The organism is Sporosarcina sp. P19 (assembly GCF_002743165.1).
GTDB classification, from domain to species: domain Bacteria; phylum Bacillota; class Bacilli; order Bacillales_A; family Planococcaceae; genus Sporosarcina; species Sporosarcina ureae.
In genome coordinates this window covers 1-19,280 of the sequence record NZ_PDYR01000016.1, presented here as the reverse complement: position 1 = coordinate 19,280, position 19,280 = coordinate 1, and the positions used below count along the sequence as shown (strand labels likewise).

Annotated in this window: 23 protein-coding genes; 7 read left to right on the top strand and 16 right to left on the bottom strand. The window is 41.5% G+C overall.

The window, feature by feature from the left end; translation table 11 throughout:
* Positions 1-97 precede the first annotated feature (97 nt).
* Together CSV74_RS14300 and CSV74_RS14295 are read right to left on the bottom strand one after the other, a co-directional pair.
* Positions 98-1,102, bottom strand: coding sequence for a TAXI family TRAP transporter solute-binding subunit (locus CSV74_RS14300; RefSeq protein WP_099692207.1), 1,005 nt, complete (start codon positions 1,100-1,102; stop codon positions 98-100).
* Positions 1,103-2,251: 1,149 nt separating this feature from the next.
* Positions 2,252-2,803, bottom strand: coding sequence for a phosphatidylglycerophosphatase A family protein (locus CSV74_RS14295; protein ID WP_029052457.1), 552 nt, complete (start codon positions 2,801-2,803; stop codon positions 2,252-2,254).
* Between the two features lie 106 nt (positions 2,804-2,909).
* On the opposite strand from CSV74_RS14295, the gene CSV74_RS14290 reads away from it, so the two are divergent.
* The 3 genes from CSV74_RS14290 to CSV74_RS14280 all read left to right on the top strand — a co-directional run bounded on the left by CSV74_RS14290 (position 2,910) and on the right by CSV74_RS14280 (position 4,681).
* On the top strand, positions 2,910-3,632 hold the full coding sequence (locus CSV74_RS14290; protein ID WP_099692206.1) for an alpha/beta hydrolase: 723 nt from the start codon (positions 2,910-2,912) through the stop codon (positions 3,630-3,632).
* 88 nt (positions 3,633-3,720) lie between these two features.
* Positions 3,721-4,236, top strand: coding sequence for a YjcG family protein (locus tag CSV74_RS14285; RefSeq protein ID WP_099692205.1), 516 nt, complete (start codon positions 3,721-3,723; stop codon positions 4,234-4,236).
* A complete protein-coding gene (locus tag CSV74_RS14280; RefSeq protein WP_369823728.1) occupies positions 4,220-4,681 on the top strand; it encodes a GNAT family N-acetyltransferase in 462 nt (153 codons plus the stop codon). Before CSV74_RS14285 ends, CSV74_RS14280 begins: the two co-directional genes overlap by 17 nt.
* A 58-nt stretch (positions 4,682-4,739) precedes the next feature.
* On the opposite strand, the gene CSV74_RS14275 is transcribed toward CSV74_RS14280, so the two are convergent.
* The 7 genes from CSV74_RS14275 to CSV74_RS14245 all read right to left on the bottom strand — a co-directional run bounded on the left by CSV74_RS14275 (position 4,740) and on the right by CSV74_RS14245 (position 7,834).
* Positions 4,740-5,048, bottom strand: a complete 309-nt coding sequence (locus CSV74_RS14275) for a hypothetical protein (RefSeq protein WP_099692204.1) — start codon at positions 5,046-5,048, stop codon at positions 4,740-4,742.
* An 84-nt stretch (positions 5,049-5,132) separates the two neighbouring features.
* Positions 5,133-5,387: a stage VI sporulation protein F gene (locus tag CSV74_RS14270; RefSeq protein ID WP_099692203.1), complete on the bottom strand. Its 255-nt coding sequence runs from the start codon at positions 5,385-5,387 to the stop codon at positions 5,133-5,135.
* A gap of 15 nt (positions 5,388-5,402) precedes the next feature.
* Positions 5,403-5,543 carry a YjcZ family sporulation protein gene (locus CSV74_RS17065; RefSeq protein WP_081657799.1) on the bottom strand — a complete coding sequence of 47 codons (141 nt, stop codon included), beginning with the start codon at positions 5,541-5,543 and terminating at the stop codon, positions 5,403-5,405.
* Between the two features lie 71 nt (positions 5,544-5,614).
* Positions 5,615-5,977, bottom strand: coding sequence for a stage V sporulation protein AE (spoVAE, locus tag CSV74_RS14260; protein WP_099692202.1), 363 nt, complete (start codon positions 5,975-5,977; stop codon positions 5,615-5,617).
* Complete coding sequence (locus CSV74_RS14255; protein ID WP_099692201.1) at positions 5,974-6,993, bottom strand: beta-ketoacyl-[acyl-carrier-protein] synthase family protein; 1,020 nt, start codon at positions 6,991-6,993, stop codon at positions 5,974-5,976. The genes spoVAE and CSV74_RS14255 overlap by 4 nt, the downstream gene beginning before the upstream one ends.
* Complete coding sequence (gene spoVAC / locus CSV74_RS14250; protein ID WP_029052465.1) at positions 6,987-7,442, bottom strand: stage V sporulation protein AC; 456 nt, start codon at positions 7,440-7,442, stop codon at positions 6,987-6,989. The genes CSV74_RS14255 and spoVAC overlap by 7 nt, the downstream gene beginning before the upstream one ends.
* Complete coding sequence (locus tag CSV74_RS14245; protein ID WP_099692200.1) at positions 7,442-7,834, bottom strand: hypothetical protein; 393 nt, start codon at positions 7,832-7,834, stop codon at positions 7,442-7,444. The genes spoVAC and CSV74_RS14245 overlap by 1 nt, the downstream gene beginning before the upstream one ends.
* 128 nt (positions 7,835-7,962) lie before the next feature.
* On the opposite strand from CSV74_RS14245, the gene CSV74_RS14240 reads away from it, so the two are divergent.
* Complete coding sequence (locus CSV74_RS14240; RefSeq protein ID WP_099692199.1) at positions 7,963-8,535, top strand: CotY/CotZ family spore coat protein; 573 nt, start codon at positions 7,963-7,965, stop codon at positions 8,533-8,535.
* A 119-nt stretch (positions 8,536-8,654) separates the two neighbouring features.
* Here CSV74_RS14240 and CSV74_RS14235 read toward each other — a convergent pair whose 3' ends face one another.
* The 5 genes from CSV74_RS14235 to CSV74_RS14215 form a co-directional block, all read right to left on the bottom strand.
* The gene (locus CSV74_RS14235; RefSeq protein WP_099692198.1) at positions 8,655-9,074 is read right to left on the bottom strand and encodes a hypothetical protein; all 420 of its coding nucleotides are present in this window, start codon (positions 9,072-9,074) and stop codon (positions 8,655-8,657) included.
* A 77-nt stretch (positions 9,075-9,151) separates the two neighbouring features.
* Positions 9,152-10,528, bottom strand: coding sequence for a magnesium transporter (gene mgtE / locus CSV74_RS14230; RefSeq protein ID WP_099692197.1), 1,377 nt, complete (start codon positions 10,526-10,528; stop codon positions 9,152-9,154).
* A gap of 84 nt (positions 10,529-10,612) precedes the next feature.
* Positions 10,613-11,575 carry an RluA family pseudouridine synthase gene (locus CSV74_RS14225; protein ID WP_233190969.1) on the bottom strand — a complete coding sequence of 321 codons (963 nt, stop codon included), beginning with the start codon at positions 11,573-11,575 and terminating at the stop codon, positions 10,613-10,615.
* Positions 11,544-12,377, bottom strand: a complete 834-nt coding sequence (locus CSV74_RS14220; protein ID WP_029052471.1) for an NAD kinase — start codon at positions 12,375-12,377, stop codon at positions 11,544-11,546. Before CSV74_RS14220 ends, CSV74_RS14225 begins: the two co-directional genes overlap by 32 nt.
* A gap of 42 nt (positions 12,378-12,419) precedes the next feature.
* Positions 12,420-12,803, bottom strand: coding sequence for a UPF0738 family protein (locus CSV74_RS14215; RefSeq protein ID WP_029052472.1), 384 nt, complete (start codon positions 12,801-12,803; stop codon positions 12,420-12,422).
* Positions 12,804-12,962: 159 nt separating this feature from the next.
* On the opposite strand from CSV74_RS14215, the gene CSV74_RS14210 reads away from it, so the two are divergent.
* The 3 genes from CSV74_RS14210 to CSV74_RS14200 all read left to right on the top strand — a co-directional run bounded on the left by CSV74_RS14210 (position 12,963) and on the right by CSV74_RS14200 (position 15,206).
* A complete protein-coding gene (locus CSV74_RS14210) occupies positions 12,963-13,622 on the top strand; it encodes a lytic transglycosylase domain-containing protein (protein WP_099692196.1) in 660 nt (219 codons plus the stop codon).
* 370 nt (positions 13,623-13,992) lie between these two features.
* Positions 13,993-14,385 (top strand): globin domain-containing protein, encoded by a 393-nt coding sequence (locus CSV74_RS14205; RefSeq protein ID WP_099692195.1) that lies wholly within the window; start codon positions 13,993-13,995, stop codon positions 14,383-14,385.
* Positions 14,382-15,206, top strand: coding sequence for a DsbA family protein (locus CSV74_RS14200; protein WP_029052475.1), 825 nt, complete (start codon positions 14,382-14,384; stop codon positions 15,204-15,206). The genes CSV74_RS14205 and CSV74_RS14200 overlap by 4 nt, the downstream gene beginning before the upstream one ends.
* A 283-nt stretch (positions 15,207-15,489) precedes the next feature.
* Here the strand turns inward: CSV74_RS14200 and pepF are convergent, their stop codons facing one another.
* Together pepF and CSV74_RS14190 are read right to left on the bottom strand one after the other, a co-directional pair.
* Positions 15,490-17,307 carry an oligoendopeptidase F gene (gene pepF / locus CSV74_RS14195; RefSeq protein ID WP_099671605.1) on the bottom strand — a complete coding sequence of 606 codons (1,818 nt, stop codon included), beginning with the start codon at positions 17,305-17,307 and terminating at the stop codon, positions 15,490-15,492.
* Positions 17,308-17,356: 49 nt separating this feature from the next.
* Complete coding sequence (locus tag CSV74_RS14190; protein WP_158231815.1) at positions 17,357-18,514, bottom strand: competence protein CoiA; 1,158 nt, start codon at positions 18,512-18,514, stop codon at positions 17,357-17,359.
* Positions 18,515-19,280 lie beyond the last annotated feature (766 nt).

The following is a 19,280-nucleotide window of genomic DNA, read 5'->3' as shown; positions in this document are numbered from 1 at the left end:
GTATGAATTCCGCTCATAACTTTTGAAAATTAAGAATGGGACGGACAAAGCTTTCGCTTTACCGTCCCTCGTGATCCTATCAGATAACTGACACAGTTTATTGGTTCACTTCATCAAAGTACTTCTGTGCACCCGGGTGTACAGGAATACCAATACCATTCAAACCATTTTCCGCTTTAATCAAAGCACCTTTGGCATGTTGGATTTTTGAAGCGTTTTCATATATCGCCTTTGTGATCTGGTAACCAAGTTCTTCAGAAATATCGTTTTGCATAACAAGCATTGCACCTACTGATACTGCAGGCGTCTCTACTTCAGAACCATACGTTCCAGCAGGGATCATTTCTTTAGCGTAATATGGATATTTCTCGATTAATTCATCAGCCTTAGCGTCTTCTACTGGAATAATGAAAACTTCAGAAGTAGCGTTTAGACCTTCAACAGCACCTGTTGGAGTTCCAGCTGTAATGAATGCCGCGTCGATTTGTCCAGCTTGTAGACTCTCTTGTGACTCACCGAAGTCCAAGTTTTGTGCTTTGATATCGCTTAAAGCTAAACCATGAATTTCAAGCAATTGCTCAGCGTTTGCAGCTGTTCCTGAACCTGGCGCTCCAATTGAAATACTTTTGCCTTTTAAGTCTTCAAACGTCTTAATGTTGCTTTTCTTCAACGTAACCAATTGAACTGTTTCAGGGTAAAGTGAACCAACCGCAGATACTCCGTCGATTACATCTCCGTCAAACATCATTTCGCCTTTAGAAGCGTAGTATGCGATGTCTGTTTGTACGAATGCGATGTTTGCATCTCCATCTTTAAGCGCTGTCATGTTCGCAGCAGATGCTTGAGATACTTCAGCAGTCGTCTTGATTCCTGTCTCTTGGGTAATGAATTCAGCAAATGATCCACCTAGTGGATAATAAGTTCCTTGTGTTCCCCCAGTAAGTAAGCTTAAGAATTTGTAGTCTTGCTCTGTCTTACCTTCTTCTTTGTTTCCGTCTGCGTCTTTGTTGCCATCAGCTTTTTCGTCGTTACCGCAAGCTGCGAGCACAAGAAGCGCGAGCATGGAAACTAACGCCAGTAGGCGAAGTGAGTTTTTCTTCATGTGACCATCTCCCCTTTACAATTTGTAGTCATAGACATTACCATTCTACCATGAAAGCGCTTTAACTTGTCAATATAATAATATATATAATTTTTATGTACCATTCATGCTATTCATCCTTGTCAATATAATGCTTTTACCACATGTCGGATACCCTGAATTAGTATCTTTCAGTCTTTTTAATTCATTTAGGTGAGAAAAGTAAATTCATATAGTACCCGACGAACAAACGCGTTTGGTAGAACGACTATGCGACTTCTGGTCTTGATCACTTTTTGTTGGAGCGTTGCTCGACTCGTTGTTGGGTACGGAAAGTAGTGAGTGTCTGCTATCTGGACCCGCTCAGGCACGTGGGGGATTGCCTACAGCCATGAGCCAGCTGGCGGTAGTGCTGCCAGTTGTCTCACGGCCACGGCCTACCCCGCAGTTGTGCCTGCGCTACTAAGTGGTTACTCGTTAGGTTGTGGTTTTCATTAGGCTAGTGAAAAGAGAAATAGCGTACATTCCCCAACCTAGAAACACAATTGGCAGCATAACTATGCGACTTCTGGTTTTGATCACTTTTTGTTGGGGCGTTGCTCGACTCGTTGTTGGGTATGAAAAGTAGTGAGTGTCTGCTTTCTGGACCCGCTAAGGCACGTGGGGGATTGCCTACAGCCAGGAGCCAGCTGGCGATAGTGCTGCCAGTTGTCTCATGGCCACGGCCTACCCCGCAGTTGTGCCTGCGCTACTAAGTGGTATTTATTTTGGTTGTGGTTCTAATAGGAAGAAGATCTGCGACTTAGTGATACTGATTTTCTGCTTTTGAAAAAGAAGAATATGAACTGCCTTGCACACAATCCAACGAAGGCGACTGCTGTGATAGGCGTAGTAAGGAGACAGAGACAGGCGACTTTCCTGTCTGCGGCTCATTGTGAAAGCCATCCACCAGCATCGTAGTGGGGCCAATGAACTCTCCACTAACATTGGCGGCAAAACAGCAAACTCCTGACTATACACAAATAGAAGAAGTACGTGCAAAAGTCACAATCCAACACCGCTTATTTCGCACTATTAACAGAACCGTAATTAAACAAGCACCCAACAACTTCACTTTAAACAAAAAAACTGCCGCTAGAAATAATGATCTAGGGCAGTTCGATTTCGATATTAGCTCTTGCCATTCTGCACATCTTTAAACGTTAGGCCTGCTTCTTGCAGATCACGAGTTCTGTGCGCGATTCTTGACGCTGCACACGCCGCCACACTTGCTACCAAATCATCTAAGAACGTATGAATACCAATTCCTTTTTTGGTATCCAAATCGTTAATGATACCGACTTTGTTCTTATCTAAGTGACCGAATGTAGTCACCGCGATTGAACCATACGTGTATACCGCACCCAACGCGATCGTTTCATCGACTCCGAATAAGCCCTCGTCTGATTCAACGATTTGTTGAAGTGGTTCCGATAACTGACCTCTTTCAGCCATTTCATCCAATTCAACCCCGACCAATATGGCGTGCTGCAATTCACGTTTGCGGAGAACGCTTTCTACTGAGTCAACACACTGTTCCAGTGACAAACCTTTGTTATAGGGTACTTGCAGTTCATAAACAATTTTTGCGATATCTTGAATTGTAACCCCACGACGGATCAGCGCATCTTTTGTTGCTGCTGTCACGACGTCCGAATGAACAATATTTTTACCTTCATCCATATTAGTTCCCCTCTCTCTTCATACATAATAGTTTTCACTAGCTTTACACTGTTATTTATCGGTATGATATTTACTAAGTGTACATTAATTATGGAGGTCCTACAAAATGAATCCAGGAAAAATTGAAGAAATCCGTTTTTACAGCAATGAACTACAGGAAGAAATGGAACTGTTAATATATTTACCAACACGCTACTCCCCTTTGTACAAACACAATGTCATGCTTGTATCTGATGGCAAAGACTATTTTCAATACGGACGGATTGGCCGAATTGCCGATGAATTAATGGAAGAAGAAATCATAGAACCTGTCATCATTGTAGGTATTCCATACAAAACGGTGCAAGAACGCAGACGTATGTATCACCCAGAAGGCGATCGACACAAAGCGTATATCCGCTTTTTAGCACACGAGTTAATTCAGTATATTGATGAAACCTACCCAACATACCAAATGGGCTCTTCAAGAATGCTTATAGGTGATTCTTTGGCAGCATCCATTTCTTTGTTGACCGCTTTAAAATATCCAAATTGCTTCGGAAAAGTAGTGTTGCATTCACCATTCGTTAATGAGCAAGTACTTGAATTAGTGAAGGCCAATCAAAACCCAGCCAACCTTTCTATTTATCATGTAATTGGTGATAAAGAAACCTATGTACCCACAACCGCTGACGGCAGATTGGATTTTCTAACACCTAATCGTGAGTTGCATAAAGTCATAAAAGAAAAAAGATTTCCTTACTATTATGAAGAGCTGGACGGAGATCATACATGGAAGTCATGGCAGCCTGATATACGACGCGCGCTGATTGAAATAAATAGCCTTTAGTAATAGAAGGAGACACGTTGGACTATTTTCTGATATACTTAAAGAGATGTACCTAAAATTCAGTCAATTCACAAGGAGGCAATCTTAAATGAAATACGGTATTGTTGCATTCCCTTCAAAAAAACTTCAAGATTTAGCAAATGGCTATCGGAAGAGGTATGATCCCCATTATGCGCTGATCACACCTCATATGACGCTGAAAGATCCATTCGAAGCGAATGATAAGGAAATTGAAGAAGTAGCAAATGCGTTAAAAGAAATTACAATTAAAAACAGCCCTTTTGAGTTGAACGTTACAAAAGTCGGCTCATTCGCGCCGACTACGAACACCATTTACTTTAAAGTTGTACCAAACGACGAAATTCTCGCGTTACACAAGGATTTAAATGTAAACTTCTATCATGATGAAAATAATTATGCTTTTGTTCCGCATGTTACAATTGCGCAAAACCTGACTTCTGGTGAACATGATGATGTCATTAACCAAATGAAAATGGTAGGTGTTGACCATTCGGAAGTCATCGATCGTATTCATTTACTTTATCAACTAGAAGACGGGTCGTGGACAGTGTACGAGACATTCCGTCTTGATAGTGAGTCTTGATTTGCAGATCACTGTAAAAATCGTCTCAGATGAAATAGGACAGCAGGATGCATATACTGTCCGCAAGAAAGTATTTGTGGAAGAACAAGGCGTCCCGCTGATTCTCGAGTTGGACGAACACGATCAGGAGGCTATCCACTTCGTCGTCTATGATGAAGAGGATCAACCAATCGGCGCCGGCCGAATGAGGGGTCTAGTAAATGCACACGGTAAAATAGAGAGAATTTGTATTTTACCTGAACATCGCGGTAAACATCTTGGATTTTTGATTATGAACACATTAGAAGAACATGCACTAAAAAACTCCATGAAGAAACTTGTTCTGAATGCACAGTCCTATGCTGTGCCCTTTTACGAAAAACTAGGCTATGTTGTAACATCTCCTGAGTTTATGGATGCGGATATTCCTCATCGCGCCATGGAAAAAAGTTTGAAGAACGACTAATTGCGCAAAAAAATCCCCTTCACCGCTTTTTTAAGTGGTGAAGGGGATTTTTAGTGGATCAGACGTATGTGTTAATCGCTCGGCCCTTTCCTACGACATCTGCAATTTCAGGTGAGAATTGGGCTGGATTTGGAGCAATGAATCCTTTTTTCACTAAAGGTTGAGGTGCGCGATTTTTTCGCTGCTCCATTTGTTCTTCACGACGTCTTGCTTCATCTGCTAGAACGTCTTCCCAATAGCTCGATTCCTCATTTTTCAGACGCACAGGATTTACTCGTCCGATATAAGCAAAATTATGCCGTTCGTTATTCATACGTTCTGCATACTGCTGTGCTTGATAGTTTTGTATTGGTAGTATATAACCCATAACGCACACCTCCCTCTTCACTATATCATCATTACTAGTTTACCCACTTAGCAAGCATCATAAACATCTTTTAGTGAATTTATATTACTTACCGCCAAGCATTTGTGAAATATCGTTCAAATTCAGTCCTTTACCACTTGATATGATAGAGTTGACTAATTCATCTTCTACTGATTGCGGCACGTCTTTGTTTGCTACTTGACTTACCTTTTGAATAATTTTTCTCACTTGTTTTTCGTCTTTGAAATCGGCGTATTGGATGGCATTCGCTAATGCAAAGACCTCTTCCATTGGCACACCCGTTTTAGATTCTATTTTTTTAAAGAATGAATCATTCATATTCAGTTCTCCTCCTTAGAAATAGCTTCTGCCTACGATGATCAATAAAATAAACAGAACTACAATCAAGACGAATGAAGAACCGCCATATCTTTCACCGCATCCTCCGCCGTATCCGTAACCGCCGAAACCTTGAGATGGATAACATCCGTACATGAAAAACCCCTCCTTCCTATCTCCTCTACTATATGCAGAGAAGAATGAATTGGAGAGGGCATTTGAGTAGTTTAGACATTTCCTTTTGAAGTAAAGAACAACGCACCGATTAGTCCGAAAATGATTGCCGCACTGATTCCGGAACTTGTCACTTCAAACATTCCAGTTACCACACCGATCAGACCATGTTTCTCCGCTTCCGCCATTGCACCGTGTGTCAACGCGTTACCGAATGACGTAATGGGAATCGTAGCGCCCGCACCAGCGAAATCAATAAATGGTTCATACCAGCCAATGCCGTCCAGCACCGACCCTGCCACAACCAACGAAACTAATGTATGGGCTGGCGTTAATTTGGCGACATCCATTAGTAATTGTCCAATGACACAAATTAAGCCACCTACTATAAACGCAGTGATGTATATAGATATCATTCTGCCGTCACCTCATCCATAGACAGTTCAATCGCGTGAGCAATACACGGAATCGTATCCCCTTGTTGAAATGACAAAGGAGATAGCAACGCACCAGTTGCCAACAATAAAACCCGCTTATACTCTCCCGTCAGCATTTTTTGATAGACGTCTGAAAGAAACACCGCTGCTGAACAACCAGATCCACTTGCTCCAGCTTTGAAGGACGGATCATTTCCATAAAACTCTTCTCCGGCATCCCGAAAGTTTTTCGTATGTGGTAAACCATTTTCATTTGCCAATGCTTTAAGTATTTTGAAACCATTACTTCCTAGATCTCCAGTGATAATCGTGTCATAGTCATCGATCGTCCTATCATGTCCTGTTAAATGATTCATCAATGTATCACAGGCAGCTGGGGCCATCGCAGATCCCATATTCAAAGGATCGGTCATTCCCATGTCTATCACTTTACCTACAGTAGCGCAGGTAATAACTGGAGTCCCTTGTTTATGTTGTCCAATCAATACTGCACCAGCTGCCGTGACCGTCCACTGTGCGGTTGCTTTTTTTTGCGATCCATACTCCAGCGGATATCGAAACTGTCGTTCGATTGCGTTATGTTGACTAGAAGAACCTGCCATGATCCAGTTCGCTTGCTTAGCATCCGCGAGTAATGCCGCAGTGATCATAGAAGAGACTGAAGTAGCGCATGCAGAAAACAGACCGATATATGGAATAGCTAGTGCATGGGCTGTAAAATTTGAAGGGGTCATTTGATTAACCAAATCACCAGTTAAGAAGAAGTCGATTTTCTCCGGTTGTTTCTTCGCTTTACTGAGTGCAATCAATACGGCATCATACATTAACTGCTTATGACCGTCTTCGTTGGTCGGTAAATCACAACGCTCATCTTCGTATACTTTATCGAATTGCTGTGCAAACACGCTTTTCTTTTTTTCCAATGGACCTGCTGTTACGCCTGTTGCGTAAATACTTGGCTTGGAATGAAAGGTTAACACGCCTCGTTTCACCATGAGACCACACCAAATTTCACTAAGATGGTCTTGATCAGCGCTACAACGAAGGCAGAAAAAACACCGAATAAAATAACTGAACCCGCTAATTTAAACATATTCCCGCCAACACCTAGTACATATCCTTCTGACTTATGTTCTATAGCAGCCGAGACGACGGCATTACCGAATCCTGTAATCGGTACCGCTGCCCCTGCTCCACCAAATTGAGAAATCTTTTTATATAATCCAAAACCCGTTAACAACATCGCAATGAAAATCATTGTGGCAACAGTTGGATTACTTGCGGTCCGTTCCGTAAAATCAAAGTACGTAATATAAAAGAGTGCTATGAACTGTCCAACCAAACAAATCAAACCACCTGTCAAGAAAGCTCTAATTACATTTTTCAAAATGGGAGGTTTAGGTGATAACTCTTTCTCTATTTGGGCATACTTTTCTTGTTGCATTAGGTTTGCTCCTTTTCAATTGATTTGATTTTATCTATTTTCTTTTGATAATCTTTTTCACCTTTTTTACGGATCAACTTCTCCGTTTCCAACAAAATTTTACTGTCTGCTGATACCGTAATTTTTAAATCAGGATACTCTTTTTCTAACTTTTTCTTAATGTCAGTAGCGATAGATTTCTTTTGAAATCGGGAAAACGTATTGACACGAATACCTGCCAGCAATTCATCTTCAAATAACAGTACCTTTGCTAGCTTTACATGTTCATTACTCATTATGACTTTCTCTACCGAATTCTCATCCTGCGAAGTTGTATTTTTAATATACGTTCCTTTTTCACTGCAACCAGTAAGTAGACCAAGAATAATTAATAATATACTCAGCTTCTTCAAATGCAACGCCTCCCTTCTGTCTAGCATGTATCTTTTATTTCGGATTTATGCATATTGAGTAAAGCGCCCTGTCATGTCGATTACCCATGCATAAAGTATAGAGAACGACAAACAGGAGGTGGACAGTAGTGGGATGTGAAAAGAAAGACAACAAACATGATGGTTGTCATAAGTCGAATTGTATTTGTGAAGTAGTACGCTTTATCCAACGCGTCCAGAATACGTGTCCCGAAGTGGATTGTGTAGAGTGTGATACAGATTGTTTCATGGCACCACTTGGCAGTTTGGTCAGCCCAGTTAGAGGCCGTGTCAACACACGCGTGTTCAGTTTACTGACGGGTAACGGGGACTATTTCAAGGCAGTGTTCCGAGGTGGAAAACGTAAGTATTACCCTAAAATGATGGCAGAGGAGTCATTAGCTGATCACAAGTCAGCACCTCATATGCATACGAGCTGTGTTTCCGTATTTTTCCGCGTACAGACAGTGTTTGATTCTTGCTGTGCTACCATTCAAGTATTGCAGCCTTTATATAACGGAAAGCCGTTTGATATTACTACGGACGGAAAGATCTGTTATGAGAAAATTTGTAAGGTGAATGGTTTCGGACCTACGAATACGTGTTTGACGGTTGACTTGAATTGTTTCTGCGGTATTCAGTGTATTGATGATGTGTATATCGATTTCTGCGACGAAGATTGATTTGTTACTTGCAATGCTAAATGGCGAATCCTATATTCATAGGGTTCGTCCTTTTTTAGGTATAGAAAAGAATAAAAAGACGAACCCATTTAATAGGTTCGCCTTTTGAGTAGTAAAAATTAAATAGTAAATGATTGCTGTTTCCAGAGGATATCTAAGATTTCTTCAATACGGATTGACGTTATTTCCTTGTTCGAGTTGATCCAGACAATTTCGTTTTCTAGATTGTGCAGCTTGCCTTTAATGACACCGTTCTCGGTGATGATTTCTAATGGAGCGTATAATTCTTTGCGGAATGGGTGTTGTAAGTATTCTAATCTTTCACGGAAAAGTTGAGTAGCTTCTAATTCTTGTTGTATCATGGGTGACTCTTGTGCCAATGAGTTTTCAGGAATGGTTAAATCGTTGATACGTTCCACTGCTCTTGTGTTCTCCGGCTGGAAAACGGACGTGCTTTCTTCTTCTTCTGTAATAGGCGTAAACCGATATTTTCTAATAATCGGGCTTGAGATGAACAGTAACGGCTTTTCATGACGCATTTTCATCACTTCCTTTTAGTTAGCATATGTGAGCTAAACGCCTAACGTTCCGAAATAAAAAAAACAATATTCCCAGTTCATAAAGAACTTAGGAATACTGTTGCAAGTCCTAGATAAATGACGACACTGATCACGTCGTTAAGAGTTGTAATAAATGGTCCTGAGGCAACAGCCGGGTCCACTTTGAGTTTATGCATAAATAATGGAATAAATGATCCTGAAATGGTTGCAACGAAAATAGAGACCATCATCGCTGCTCCTACAAGTAAAGCAATAACTAATTCATGCTTCCAGATAAAGATTAATAGGACTACGAATATCGCACAAATCACACCTGTAATAATCCCAGTGCCCGCTTCTCGTATGAGTAACTTTATCTTACTTTCATCCTCAATATCACGCGTTGCAATACCACGAACCGCAACAGCCAGTGACTGTGTCCCACTATTTCCGGCAGTTCCGGCGATTAAAGGGATAAACGCTGCTAATAGTGCAACTTGGGAAATCGTTTCAGTAAATAGGTCAATTAAGTTGGCTGTTAACATTCCAAGAATTAATAAAATTAGCAACCAGGGAATCCGTTTTTTTGCAGCAGAGAACGGGTTCTTATCAAATGTATCCATTGTCGAGACACCAGCAAGCTTAGAATAGTCATCCGATGCTTCTTCATCGATAACATCGATAATATCATCAACTGTGATAATCCCCAAAATATGTTGCTGGAAGTCAACAACAGGCACAGCCAAGAAATCATAGTCCTGAATCGTGCGAGCAACGTCTTCCTGATCATCGGAAACAGATACGCTAACGACGCGATCACTCATAATGGAGCGAATCAATGTATCTTCATCCGCAATAATTAAGTCACGTAACGAAACGACCCCTGTTAAACGTTGAAAGTCATCTACAACGAAAATATAGTAAATCGTCTCGGCGCTTGGTGCTTCACTACGCAAAATGGTCATAGCGGAACGAACAGTTGAATTCTCAGAAACCGTAACGAATTCTGTCGTCATGATCGAACCGGCTGTATATTCCTCATAGTGTAGTAATGCTTTAATTTGAATCGCAGCTTCTTTATCCATCAACGTTAGATAGCTGACGACTTTCTTTTTATCTAGTTCTTTCAGGACATCTACCGCATTATCCACAAACATGTATGAAATCATCTCTGCGGCATATGTCGCGTCCATCTCCTCAAGGAACTCTTCGTATTCATCTTCTTCAATTTCACTTGTTTCAAATATTTCTGCAAGTTCTTTTGGTGATAGATAAAAATACATTAATTCCCGAAGCTCTGCACCAACTTCTTCATAAAAAGTCGCTCGATCATATGGATGAAGTGCAAGATATTCCTGTCTGAACGAATGGATGTCTTCGTTGTTCAGCAATTCTCGCAACTTATCTATATCCAAAACAATTTCACTTTTCATTTGTTCTGGTTGAGTAGTCATGATTTCACACCTTCCCTTCTGCACATACAGTACGCTCTCACGTACTAGTAAGTTCCTATACACCGTACATATTTTTTTACATTTTCAGAGTTGTTGCTGTTGAGAGAATCCGCACACTTGCTGACTTTGCCGTAAGTAGTATTTCATTTCTCCTGGCAACGGACTAGTAAAATGCATTCTCTTTCTCGTGATTGGGTGAAGTAAACTGACGCCCGAGCAATGCAATGCTTGGCGTGGGAATACATCTAGGTTCGCACCGTATAAATCGTCGCCCACAAGCGGATGACCGAGCCATTGCATATGCACACGAATTTGATGCGTACGGCCTGTGTGCAACGTCAAGTCTATGACGGAGAAACAGTCTTCTGCATTACGGTAATGCGCCTTTACTGATACATCCGTTTTTGAATACTGACCATCTTGCCGTACAATTCTTTCAATGATACTACCTTCTTTTCTGCCAATCGGTTGTTCGATCGTCACGAATGGTGTAGTAATGATACCTTGTGCGAATGCAGTATATTGGCGCTGAAACAAATCTTGCGCCATCTGCTTGCTCAAAAGATGATGGATATGGCGGTTTTTCGCCACACAAATAATACCTGATGTATCTGTATCAAGGCGTGTCACCATGTGAGCAGTTGAAAGAATACCTTCTCTTTCAAATTTTCCACAGACAAAATTCGCAAGCGTTCCAGAAGGATGATTGCGAGAAGGTATCGTGCTCTGTCCAGCTGGTTTATCAAGCACCAGAAGGGTTTCATCTTCATACAAAATGGATAAAGCACCCTCTTGTGGAGTCAACCCATCACTCACCTGTTCTGGAGGGAACAATACTGTCACTTGATCATATGGCTGCAACTTATGACGCACGTTTTGAGACTGTCCATTCACCAGAATCTCTCCGCCGCGATATTTAATAGCTGTTAACGTCGTTTTGGAAATTTCATGCTGTGCCAAAAATTCACGAAGCAGTCCACTTTCCTTCACAACGAATTGTAATTGAAACAACGTATTATTTTTTCTTTTCATCATCTTCACGTTCATAGATTAAATCACTCGCTACGAATGATTCTTCTACACGTTTCCAGAATGGGAAAGGACGGAAGCGTGCAAAGCCCATTTTTTCATTGGATACTTTGTATTCAATGGATTTAACATCTTTATGAAGGAGCTGTAAATGATCGACAGTTACCATGAAATCAGGGCCTTTTACAGGCGTCAATGTACAGATGTGATGATCCGGTAAAATGAGTGGAGATCCGACTGTACGGAATACACGATTATTAATCGATGCCATTTCTGTTAATTGCATGGATGGCAATGAAGGATGGATAATCGCACCACCAAGAGATTTACTGTAAGCAGTTGAACCAGACGGTGTTGACATGCAAAGTCCATCTCCCCTAAAGCGTTCAAAGTGTTCTCCATTTAACTCAACATCCATCACCAAAGTAACTTCAGGTGACTTAACTGTGGATTCATTCAACGCTAAATAAGATGCACTTTTTTCAGAATGACGATAATTAATCGTTACTTCGATCAAAGGATACTCGATGACTTCGTACTCTTGTCTTGCGATCAAGATCACCAATTTTTCTATTTCAGATGGTTTCCAGTCTGCATAAAACCCTAAGTGTCCCGTATGAATCCCCACAAACGATGTCTTATCTAAGCGGTGTATGTATTTATGGAAAGCATGTAATAGCGTTCCATCCCCACCGATGGACAAGACAATATCCGGTTCTTCCTCATCGTATTTCAAACCGAAATCGCGTAAATACACACGTGCTTCTTTCATTAACTTATTGGATATCTCGTCATTTCGCGACTGAATTGTGAATTTCATTACGTCACTTCCATTCTTTTTGTGAATTTGTTTCGCCATATATCAATTCACCTTTTCCAGCACCGGCCTGAATATTTCTTCGACAGCTGTACTGAATTCCTCGCCATAGTTATCATTACCCTCAATATTGAAAATCAACGCCTGCAATTCGTCTGCAGCACCTGTTAATAATATTTTCTCATCTTGCCAAACCAATACGGGTTCAGCTTGTTGTAACAGCATATCCACTAGTCCGTTCCAGCTGTCTTTTGTGAAATATGCATAACGATAGCCGGTCTCGTGATCAAATATATATACAAAGGATTGACGATCTGTGTCTGTCAACATTGTTCCAGTTGGGGAACCTAACGGCCACTCTGCCTCTGGATTCAATATAAATTGAATTTCATTATCGTTTTGACTTGTTTCAATGATCACATTTTTCATATCCAAGACATCCACTTCCTTAATTAAAGACTTTACGTTTAGTCTACCATATGACACACGTAGTTGCATTTCGTTACTGTGCATTATGGTAAGAAAGTTGGTATAATAGATATAATAAATGAATTTATTTAATATCTTTACTAAACAGGAGGAAAAAGTATGGATCTTGACCCAATTAACACTCGGTTACTCCTTGAAATCAATACACTGCAAACTCTTGGAGCGGTTCAGTCCTTTAGTAGCAATCCATCGACTAGCTCCAATGAATTTCAAATGATGCTTACACAATTGATGGAAGGCAATCAATTGAGCCCTGGACTCGCAAAACAATCGGAGCAACTATTTAGCCAAGGAAGCAACGTAATACCGTTTGGCATATCCACAAACCCAGTTGAAGAATTTACCGCTACATCACCCGCCACCTCGTCACCAGGAACGAACAATCCATATGCAGACATCATCAAACAAGCTGCCGACAAATATCAACTACCGGAAAAACTAATTGCCGCCGTCATCAAACAAGAATCCAACTTTAAAAGCAACGCAAAAAGTCATGCAGGCGCAGCCGGACTCATGCAACTAATGCCAGGCACAGCCAAATTCCTTGGCGTATCCAACCCCATGGATCCAAAACAAAACATCATGGGCGGAGCCAAATACTTGCGCAACATGCTTAACCAATTCGGCTCAAACGAAATGGCACTAGCAGCCTACAACGCTGGACCGGGGAACGTAAAAAAATACGGAGGCATCCCTCCCTTCAAAGAAACCCAGAACTACGTAAAAAAAGTCATGAACTACTACCAGCAAATGGTTTAATATTCTGTATTATATCAATGATTCCGCATACTATTTCTAAACGCTATTCAGTTGATCGGAGTGCAAGGTGACTCCAGGGAAAAACGAGAGCTGAAAGCCCCGCAGGAAGAGCCGTTGCGAAGTACGGCTTTTGCGAGTAAAAGTGAAGCGTTAGGAGCACATCTTTGTACTCGAAGCGGACAAGGTGATTGAAGCCGTGCCCGCGGAACGCAGGTCAACGGCGTCCATCGAGTCACTAGTACCAATGGTTTATCCGACTCTAAACAGCAAATCTGCTATATAACAAGAAATAAAATAAGTTCTTTTATTTGTATAGAAATTCGTTCGTTGATAGAATACAGATACAGATGAACGAAGGGGTGTGAATTCAATGACTCGAAAACCTGTCATCCCTTTTGAGGAGATCGGCGAGATAAAGTTGCACGAACTGATTGAAACATTTTACGCAAAAGTGGCTGTTCACCCAGACCTCATTCCAATATTCCCTGATGATTTATCGGAAACCATTAGGAAGCAAAAACAATTTCAAACACAATATCTAGGTGGACCCAACCTGTTCACTGAAGAACATGGACATCCTATGATGAAAGCCCGACATAACCCTTTCCCTATCACACCTACACGCGCGGAAGCATGGCTAGCTTGCATGGCTGAGGCAATGGACGACGTAGGACTGGAGGGTCCACTTCGGGAAGTCTACTATAAGCGCCTTGTCTTAACAGCCAACCATATGGTAAATAGGAACGAGGAGGAAGATCAGTGAACTATCTAACTGTTATTGATGATACGTTACACTACTCTGCTTCAGTAAAGCCCATTGAACTCTATGTATTTCTAGATCCTTATTGTAAGGATTGTTGGTCACTGCAACCATTGCTACGTAAAATGCAAGTCCAATACGATCATTATTTTACGTTACGCATCGCGTTGAGAACGCCTATGACAAAACTGAATCCACCTTCTTTAATAGATCCGAACGATGCGAAGTCAACGAAGCGGTCAAATCCTTGTTTTCCTAATATTGCAGTAAAAGCTGCTGAGTTCCAAGGTAAGAGAGCTGGATTCCGTTACTTGTCCTGTTTACTTGAGTATTCCTTTTTGAAAAAGCGTGACGTCGCATCCTATTCAGTACTCATTGAAATTGCTGCACGCATTAATTTAGACGTAGATGAATTTATTGCAGATTTTACTTCTGAAGAAACATCACGTGCTTTGCAAGTTGATATGTATTTAGGTAACGAAATGGAAGTGGATGAAGCTCCAACTTTCGTCTTCTTCAATAGCAACATTGAAGACGAAGGATTGAAAGTGAGCGGTCTCTATGACTATGCAATCTACGAACAGATTTTAGAAGAACTAGTCGGAGGACAACTTCTACCAGAGATGCCCCCTTCTATTGATTCTTTGTTCAATCGCTTCGATCTACTCACCACGACAGAAATTGCAGAAATGGGTCATGTGACAGAAAAAGAAGCTGAACGCGAATTAAAGAAACGCTTACTGAAACAGGAAATCGAACGGATTCCATTTCAAGATCGTACGTTATGGCGCAAAAAGCAACCTAATTGTTCACTAATTAAATAGTCCTTATACTTGTCGAAGCCCACCAATTACTTGGGGGCTTCGACTTTTTACTATGAAAATAACATAAAGAAAAGAGCATCCACTCCTGGGGGGGAGTGAATGCTCTTCTTCAAAGGGAATGGGAGAAATGTTCACGTTCAAACAAAAGGGGTGTATGTTTGGTATGTGATTTATTCCACATTTACACCATATCATAAATGACTTATGACTTCAACAAATTATAACAGCTTTCATTTAAATGTCACGGTATTCGCAGATGTCTGTCGAAACACGGAATCGAAAATTACCCTCTTTTTGCTAATAAACGTTCCAGCTCATCTAATCGTGCTTCAAATACTCGGCAAGCTTCTTCGATCGGTTTTTCAGATGTCATATCGACACCCGCTTTTTTCAGTACTTCGATAGGATAATCCGATGATCCCGCCTTCAAGAAGTTCGTAATATAACGTTCTACTGCAGGCTCTCCCTCTTCTAGAATCTGCTTACTGAGTGCTACAGCTGCACTATATCCTGTCGCGTATTGATAGACATAATAATTCATATAGAAGTGAGGAATACGTGCCCATTCTAAACCGATTTCCTCGTCACTAACAATCGCGTCACCATAATACTTTTTATTTAACGCATAATATTCCTCTGTTAACTTTTCAGCCGTTAATGGCACACCTTCTTGATCCAGCTTATGGATTAAGTGTTCGTATTCCGCAAACATGGTCTGGCGGAACACCGTCGCACGGAATCCATCTAGCCAATAGTTCAACAAGTAGATTCGCTGATCTTCGTCTGTCGTCACTTTCAATAAGTGATCATTCAGCAATGCTTCATTGACTGTCGACGCCACTTCGGCCACAAATATAGAATAACCACTATAAATGAATGGTTGATACTTACGTGAATAATAACTGTGTACACTATGTCCGAACTCATGTGCTAGCGTAAATAGATTGTTCACATTGTCTTGCCAGTTCATTAAGATGTATGGGTTTGTTCCATAAGAACCTGAGGAATACGCGCCTGAACGTTTCCCTTTATTTTCACGAACATCAACCCAGCGGTTATCAAGACCTTCTTTTACAACAGCCTGATAATCTTCACCGAGCGGATGGAAGCTCTCAAGCATAGTTTCTTTCGCTTCCTCGTATGTGTATTTCATCTCTGTATCTTCCACTAGTGGCGTGTAGATATCCCACATATGAAGCGTATCTACTTTCAATATTTTTTTACGCAATGCTACATAGCGATGCAATAAACCAAGATTCTTATTGATGGTAGACAACAGGTTTTCATATACTTGCTCGGGAATATGGTTATTGGATAATGCTGCCGCTCTCGCTGAACTATAATTTCTAATTCTTGCATTTACATTATGCCCTTTTACGTTACCGCTTAACGTCGAAGCAAATGTATTTTTAAACTCTCCGTACCTTGAATACATTTCTTTAAATGCCGCTTCGCGAACTTTTGGATCTTTGCTCTCTAGGAATTGTGAATAACGACCATGTGTTAATTGCACGTCATTGCCATCTTCGTCTTTGACCAAACCGAAAGTTAGATCCGCGTTGTTCAACATACTGAATGTTTCAGAAGACTTTCCTGTTACTTCAGACAACTGCGCGATTAATTGTTCCTGTTCTGAGGACAAGACGTGAGCACGTTCTGCATTCAACTCTTCAAATTCCTGTTTATATAAACGCAAGCCTTCATGTGACTCAATGGTTTCATTCAATTGCTTTTCATCGATGGAAAGTAACTCTGGAGTGAAATAAGATAACGCTGTAGATATTTTTACAACTAACGTTCGAATTCGGCCATCCATTGCCTGATAAAAGCTGTTCGTTGTATCTTGATCTGTTTTCAGATGCGCATACGTATACAATCTACGTAGTCGTTCTGCCAATTTATCACGATAGGTTAACGCTTCAAAAAGTGGACGAGCGCCATTGCCAAGAGTGCCTTTATACTGTTCTGCATCTTTAGCCATCTCTTCAATTTTGCTGTATTCTTTATCCCATTCTTCATCAGAAGAAAATATATCTTCCAAGCGCCATGTTTCCTCTTCCGATACCTCATCGCGCGTCAATACTTTGTTATCATTCGTCAATCCAATTCCTCCTTCTGCATTTACCGTTATTTGATTCTATTGTATTTTCTCAATTCCTAGCATGCATTGCAAGAAATCGCCCTGAAAGTATTTCCAGTACAAAATCTCTCCCCATAAATTTATCCATCCGATAGATATCTATGCGTTGCTCTCTCAAGAAATCCACATAGTTTTGACAAGCTTCCAATTGTAGGCTTGAATCCCCTTCAAATGTTTTGACAAATGAATGAAGAGTGGAGCGATTTAATTGAAAGGGCGTACATCTCGTTTGTCGGATAGCCGCAATAAGTAGCAACTGCCATTCACAATCAGACTCTGTAAATGCTGCTTGTCCGAACGTCGGAACGCCAATCCATGCGGGAAGTTGAACGGGCTGCATACGCATTTCATAACACGCACGCAAAAAGCGATGATGGATACCTCTTTGATTATACCCAATTACCGACCGAAGATACTTTCGACGTGCAGATTGATATTGACGCGTCAGGTCTTCTATATCTTTTGTGCATGGAGTAGCGGGAATAGCGAATGGAATCGTTTGATGTTTGATTCGCATAACGGAGTGACACATCGCAAACGCGGTGCCGCGAAGATGAATGAAGTGACTGAGATAGTGAAATTGTTGTTTTGACGGATTGTACGTTAAGAAAACTGACAATTTTTCTTTAGTACTTGAATGAATGTGGCGGATAAAGTGTTGTTGGAATTGCGTCAATTGATAGGTAAGAACAAATGCCGAAGTGTCTTGAATTTTTGGTGGCGTTAATACGATCCATATAGGCAGCATATTTACGGTATGGTACCCTGCATTACGCTCGAGGATACGTGCAATGGGAATCGTACTGCATTGGAATTCGATAGGAATTTGTTCGTTTTGCCATGTTACTAGCAGATCGGGACGTTGCCGAATAGCGGGCAGATATGGCTCCATTTTAGTTTGTAGGTGTAGTTGTGAAAATAGTTCATAGAGTTGGATTTTACCGAGCAGATGGGTTGGGGACTCCCCTTCTGAAAAGCTGTCCCGGCAGGTGGTTTGCTTCAGATGAGCAAAGTGTGGGATGACAATGTCGCCGACTTTCAGGAGTACTTGTTCTTTGCATTGAGGACAATAATAGGTTTCGTTTTTACGCCACTCTCGTAAGCTGGTCAGGGATGACTGCCGTGTTAGCACGACTTGCTTCCCGCCACTTGTAAGAGCTGTTAACAAGGCTTTCACACTCCTTCTCTTTTATACTACGAATTTTCCGTTTAGTTGGCAAGAGGCAAGTTACATGTTTTTACCTAAGTTAGTCAATTGAGGGGTCCTGCGTCACCTGACTAAGAAACTCGTTTGTCGGATAGTCTATGTGGTTGGGGGCGTTGCTCGACTGGTCGTTGGGGATTGAAGTGGCTGAGTGTTCGTTTTCTGAACCCGCACAGGCACGTGGGGGATTGCCTACAGCCAGGAGCCAGCTGGCGGTGGTGCTGCCAGTTGTCTCCTGGCCACGGCTTACCCCGCAGTTGTGCCTGCGCTACTGAAGGGTAGTTATTTTGGTTGTGGTTCTAAGTAGGATAGCAAAATGATAAATTGCGTACAGTACCCAACCTAGAAACGCGGTTGACGGAAAGACTAGGCGGCTGCGGGGCTTTGTCACTCTTTGTTGAGGCGTTGCTCGACCGGCTGTTAGGCACTGAAGTTAGTGAGTGTTCGTCTTTTTGACCCGCGCAGGCACGTGGGGGATTGCCTCCAGCCAGGAGCCAGCTGGCGGTGGTGCTGCCAGTTGTCTCATGGCCACGGCCTACCCCGCAGTTGTGCCTGTGCTACTGAGTGGTGTTTATTTTGGTTGTGGTTCTAATATGAAAAAATATCAGCTACATCATGATATCTAGTATGTATTGCTTGCGAAAGAAGTCTACGAACTGCCCTACACTCGACGCAACGAAGGCGCCTGCTGTGGTAGGCGTAGCGAGGAGACAGAGACAGGCGAACTTCC

Coding starts and splice junctions, on each gene's coding strand:
- mgtE (WP_099692197.1), bottom strand. CDS start 10,528: ATGACTACTCAACCAGAACAAATGAAAAGTGAAATTGTTTTGGATATA.
- CSV74_RS14275 (WP_099692204.1), bottom strand. CDS start 5,048: ATGGGTTATATACTACCAATACAAAACTATCAAGCACAGCAGTATGCA.
- CSV74_RS14210 (WP_099692196.1), top strand. CDS start 12,963: ATGGATCTTGACCCAATTAACACTCGGTTACTCCTTGAAATCAATACA.
- spoVAE (WP_099692202.1), bottom strand. CDS start 5,977: ATGATATCTATATACATCACTGCGTTTATAGTAGGTGGCTTAATTTGT.
- CSV74_RS14255 (WP_099692201.1), bottom strand. CDS start 6,993: ATGGTGAAACGAGGCGTGTTAACCTTTCATTCCAAGCCAAGTATTTAC.
- spoVAC (WP_029052465.1), bottom strand. CDS start 7,442: ATGCAACAAGAAAAGTATGCCCAAATAGAGAAAGAGTTATCACCTAAA.
- CSV74_RS14220 (WP_029052471.1), bottom strand. CDS start 12,377: ATGAAATTCACAATTCAGTCGCGAAATGACGAGATATCCAATAAGTTA.
- CSV74_RS14295 (WP_029052457.1), bottom strand. CDS start 2,803: ATGGATGAAGGTAAAAATATTGTTCATTCGGACGTCGTGACAGCAGCA.
- CSV74_RS17065 (WP_081657799.1), bottom strand. CDS start 5,543: ATGTACGGATGTTATCCATCTCAAGGTTTCGGCGGTTACGGATACGGC.
- CSV74_RS14225 (WP_233190969.1), bottom strand. CDS start 11,575: ATGAACGTGAAGATGATGAAAAGAAAAAATAATACGTTGTTTCAATTA.
- CSV74_RS14290 (WP_099692206.1), top strand. CDS start 2,910: ATGAATCCAGGAAAAATTGAAGAAATCCGTTTTTACAGCAATGAACTA.
- CSV74_RS14235 (WP_099692198.1), bottom strand. CDS start 9,074: ATGCGTCATGAAAAGCCGTTACTGTTCATCTCAAGCCCGATTATTAGA.
- CSV74_RS14270 (WP_099692203.1), bottom strand. CDS start 5,387: ATGAATGATTCATTCTTTAAAAAAATAGAATCTAAAACGGGTGTGCCA.
- CSV74_RS14285 (WP_099692205.1), top strand. CDS start 3,721: ATGAAATACGGTATTGTTGCATTCCCTTCAAAAAAACTTCAAGATTTA.
- CSV74_RS14300 (WP_099692207.1), bottom strand. CDS start 1,102: ATGAAGAAAAACTCACTTCGCCTACTGGCGTTAGTTTCCATGCTCGCG.
- CSV74_RS14215 (WP_029052472.1), bottom strand. CDS start 12,803: ATGAAAAATGTGATCATTGAAACAAGTCAAAACGATAATGAAATTCAA.
- CSV74_RS14205 (WP_099692195.1), top strand. CDS start 13,993: ATGACTCGAAAACCTGTCATCCCTTTTGAGGAGATCGGCGAGATAAAG.